The following is a 4,225-nucleotide window of genomic DNA, read 5'->3' as shown; positions in this document are numbered from 1 at the left end:
GGCGTGGGCTCCCCACGCCGTGCCGGCGCTATCTGCTTGCGGGTGAGATGGGCGCAGGTCCTGCTGCAATGCACCGCACCACGGTCCCGAAGCGGCCCCCGCTTGAAGGTTTGGGTCTCCGAGCAGCTTCGGCCCTCTGCTTCGCGGTCCCCAGAAGGCTGCAGCTGTTACTGCAGAAGCGCCTGCGCCTTGCATTCACGGGGGTTTCCGCAACGGTCACACGCGTTTGACATATACGAGACGATGTGGAAATGGCCGCACGTCCCCCCGTGATTCGAATCAGTTCACCCGTACGAGCTATCGCTCCTGTCGCGAATGACGCTTCCACGGACCGGTGATGGCGAGCATGATGCCCGGCGTCTGGATGTTGGCGTACAGCGTCTTGCCATCGGGCGAGAACGTGACACCGGTGAACTCGCTGTACTCCGGCTCCTGTTCGCTGCCGATGTTCAGCTCGTTGCGGGCGATCGGGTACGTGCGGCCGCTGTCGGTCGCCCCGAACAGGTGCTGAACGCCGTTGCCGTCCTCGGCGATGACCAGACCGCCGTACGGCGAGACGGTGATGTTGTCCGGGCCGTCGAAGGCGCCGTCCTTCGACGGGTCGGCGTTCACGCCGAGGAGCACCTTCAGCGTCAGCGTGCGGCGCTTGGGGTCGTAGAACCAGACCTGGCCGTCGTGCTGGACGGGGCTCTCCCCGCGGGCGAACGAGGAGACGATGTACGCGCCGCCGTCGCCCCACCACATGCCTTCGAGCTTGCGTGCGCGGGTGACCTCGCTGTCCGCGAACTGCTTGCGCACCGAGACGGTCTTCGCGTCACGGTCGGGTACGTCGCCCCAGTCCACGCCGTACACCGTGCCGATCCTGGTGGCGCGGGACAGGTCGTCGACGAACTTGCCGTTGCTGTCGAAGCACTTGGTGGCCTGGAGGACACCGGCGTCGTCGGCGAGCGTGCGCAGCTTGCCGCGGCCGTGCCGGAAGCCGTGCGGCGGAACCCAGCGGTAGAGCAGTCCGTTGGGGCCCGCGGCGTCCTCTGTCAGGTAGGCGTGGCCGCGCTTGGGGTCGATGACGACGGCCTCGTGGGCGTACCGGCCGAGCGCCTTGATCGGGCGCGGGTCGCGGTTGGCGCGCTTGTCGTAGGGGTCGACCTCGAAGACGTAGCCGTGGTCCTTGAGCAGGCCGTTCTTGCCGGCCTTGTCCTCGGTCTCCTCGCAGGTGAGCCAGGTGCCCCACGGGGAGGCGCCACCCGCGCAGTTGGTGGACGTACCGGCGATGCCGACCCACTCGGCGGTGCGGCCGTCGCGGCGGGTCTCCACAACGGTGCAGCCGCCGGCCGCGACCGGGTCGTAGACGAGGCCCTCGGCCAGCGGCACCGGGTACTCCCAGCCTGCGCGGGTACCGCTCAGCTCGTGGTTGTTGACGAGCAGGGTGACGCCGCGCGGGCCCTCGAAGGTGGCCGTGCCGTCGTGGTTGGAGGGGGTGTACTCGCCGGACTCCAGCTTGGTGACACCACTGTGGGTAATGACCTGGTAGGAGAAGCCGGCGGGCAGCGCGAGGAGGCCCTTGGGGTTGTTGATCAGCGGCCCGTAACCGGGCTCGTGGCTGGGACCGTGGCCGTGCCCGTGGTCGTGGTCGTCGTGGCCGTGCTTCGAGTCCTCTGCGGCCAGGGCACCGGGCGCGGTGGCCAGCGCTGCGACGGTACCGGTCAGGGCGATGCCGGCACCGGTGAGGGCGGACTGCCTGGTGAATTCCCTGCGCGTGAAGGGCATCACGTACTCCTGGAGCAACTGGGCGGGTTGTTGGCGCGCCCACAGTCGCGCCCCCGCACCAACACCAGTTGAACTACGGACGACGTTGAGGGGCATCCTTCCTGTGCAGTTGACCGGATGCGGTCGGCCGGAGCGGATGCCGCGCCCGGTCCGTGCCGTCCGCCGCAGAAGGCCCGCTCACGCGGCTCGCGCGAGCGGGCAGCCCAACTGTCCGGTCTCAGGCGCCCGTCCGCGACCGCGCCTTGAACGCCGCCTTGCGGGCCGCCTTGGCCATCTTCTTGTCGCTGTGCAGCCGCCCCATCGCTTCGAGGACGTCCGCCGTCGCCGGGTGGTCCACCCGCCACGCCTCGTCGAAGAAGCCGCTGTGCTGGCCTGCCAGGCCCTCGACCAGGCCCTGGATCTCGTCCAGGTCGCCCTCGGCCTCCAGCTGGGCCGCGATCGTGTCGATGGCCAGCCAGAAGATCACCGAATCCGGCGGTGCGGGTACGTCCGCCGCGCCCAGCTCCGCGAGCCAGACCCGCGCAAGACCGCCCAGCTCCGGGTCGTCCAGCACTGCGCGCACCGCCGGCTCCGCCTCCGCGCCGACCAGGGCGAGCGCCTGCTGGCAGTGGAGGCGGCGCAGCGGCGCCTGCTGGTCCGCGCCGCGTGCCGCGGCGAGGAGTTCGTCCGCTGCGCCGTCCGCGCCGCGCCGGGCGAGCCACAGCTCGACCTCGCTGCGGGCCGACGTCTCGGGGTAGTACGCGATGCCGCAAAGGAGCGCGTCGGCGCCCTTGTCCACGAGGTCTCCGATCGCCGGGGCGTCCACCCCGGCCTCCAGCATCCGGGCCCGGATGCCGTACAGGCCGAGGGGGGTCAGCTTCACCATTCCGTACCGGGTGATGTCCTCGTCGTCGGCCGGCGGGGCGGCGTCCTCGCCCTCCTCGGCCAGCAACGCCTCGTCCACCGGGCGGTATTCGACGATCCCGATGGGTTCGAGGACCCGGAACTGGTCGTCGAGGCGCATCATCGCCTCGGACACCTGCTCAAGGACGTCGTCGGTGGGCTCACCCATGTCGTCGGGCACGATCACCGACGCGGCGAGCGCGGGCAGCGGTACGGGCGCCGCGTCCGCGCCGGCGTCGCCTGCGGTGAGCAGGTACAGATTACCGAGGACCCCGTCGAGGAATTCCGCCTCGACCTCCGGGTCCCAGTCCAGGGATTCGAAGTCGATCGAGCCGTCCTCGCCGACGAGGTCGGCGAAGTCCTCGAAGACGGGCGCGGTGGCGTCCGCATGGACGGCCTCCAGGCCGTCGAGCCAGATCGAAAGGACATCCTGCGGTGAACCGCCGGTGATCAGCGCCAGGTTCTCACCGGCGGCGGCGGTCCCTTCCGCGTCCTTGCCCGCGGCCTCCTGCGGGTCCTCGACGTCGACGAGCCCCGCGTCGACGGCGAGCCGCCACGCCTCGCTCGCCTCCGCCGCACCGGCCTCGTCCGCCGTGAGACCGAGGTACTCGGCCGCCGCGGGCAGCTGTTCCTCGACGAGCTCGCCACAGGCGCCGACCCGGGTCTCCGGGCCCGCCCAGCGGGCGAGCCGGACAGCGCGGGCGAGCAGCGGCGCGGCGAGCGCGTCCCGTGCCAGCTCGGCCTCGGTGTGCAGCCGTACGGGCGGCAGGGTGGGGCGCTCTGCGGACATCAGGTGGTTCTCCTCGAGACGTACGGGGCGTACGGGTTCAGGCGGCCCAAGCGTAGACGCATTTCGCCCCATGCCACCCGGTTCACGCAACGGACAGCGGCGGTCCACCCGGGAAATCTTGACAACTGCCTTGCCCGCACAAGAGATTGACGCGCGTAGACCTCCACACCGGACCTCCACACCCGACCCTCGGTACCCCCGGAGCCCGTGATGCCCGCCGCATCGTCCAGAACGACCGCCGTCTCCGCCGTAGTCACCGCTGCACTCGCCGCCGGCCTGCTCACCGGCGCAGCCACCACCTCCGCGTCCGCTTCCCCGTCCTCGTCCACCGACGGCCAGGTCCGGATCCACGACATCCAGGGCACCACCCGGATATCCCCGCTCACCGGCCGGCAGGTCAGCGGTGTCGCGGGCATCGTCACGGGTGTGCGGACGTACGGCTCGAAGGGCTTCTGGTTCCAGGACCCGAACCCCGACGCCGACCCCAGCACCAGCGAGGGCATCTTCGTCTACACCGGCTCCGCGCCGACCGTCGCGGTCGGTGACGCGGTCACGGTCTCCGGCACGGTCATGCCGGTCGGTCTTACTCGTACGTCTACCAGGGCAACACCCAGGTCCTCGACCAGATCCTGACCAGCCCGTCGATCGACGGATTCCACTACGACAGCGTGCACATCAACGCCGAGTTCGCCGAGCAGAACAGCGACCACGACCCGCAGGTGCTCCGCTTCCGCCCGTAGGCCCCTCGCCGCTACGCGCCCGCCCTCGGCCTCATGCCGAGCGCGG

At 70.6% G+C, this 4,225-nt stretch carries 2 protein-coding genes and 1 pseudogene; 1 reads left to right on the top strand and 2 read right to left on the bottom strand.

Going from position 1 to position 4,225, the window contains the following annotated elements; translation table 11 throughout:
• Nucleotides 1-297: 297 nt before the first annotated feature.
• Nucleotides 298-1,767, bottom strand: coding sequence for an alkaline phosphatase PhoX (locus tag ABTZ94_RS36420; RefSeq protein ID WP_351207556.1), 1,470 nt, complete (start codon nt 1,765-1,767; stop codon nt 298-300).
• A 217-nt stretch (nt 1,768-1,984) separates the two neighbouring features.
• A complete protein-coding gene (locus ABTZ94_RS36415) occupies nt 1,985-3,439 on the bottom strand; it encodes a hypothetical protein (RefSeq protein WP_351207554.1) in 1,455 nt (484 codons plus the stop codon).
• Between the two features lie 210 nt (nt 3,440-3,649).
• On the opposite strand from ABTZ94_RS36415, the pseudogene ABTZ94_RS36410 reads away from it, so the two are divergent.
• Nucleotides 3,650-4,009: pseudogene (locus ABTZ94_RS36410) on the top strand (endonuclease/exonuclease/phosphatase); the annotation flags it as partial.
• Between the last annotated feature and the right edge of the window lie 216 nt (nt 4,010-4,225).

Origin of the sequence: Streptomyces sp. NPDC002785 (assembly GCF_040295565.1) — a bacterium.
In the GTDB taxonomy this organism is placed as follows: Bacteria; Actinomycetota; Actinomycetes; order Streptomycetales; family Streptomycetaceae; genus Streptomyces.
The sequence above is the reverse complement of the archived record's forward strand: the minus strand, read 5'-3'. Positions and strand labels throughout refer to the sequence as shown.

Excerpts from the sequence above, each read along its gene's own strand:
- ABTZ94_RS36420 (WP_351207556.1), bottom strand. The coding sequence starts at position 1,767 with ATGCCCTTCACGCGCAGGGAATTCACCAGGCAGTCCGCCCTCACCGGT.
- ABTZ94_RS36415 (WP_351207554.1), bottom strand. The coding sequence starts at position 3,439 with ATGTCCGCAGAGCGCCCCACCCTGCCGCCCGTACGGCTGCACACCGAG.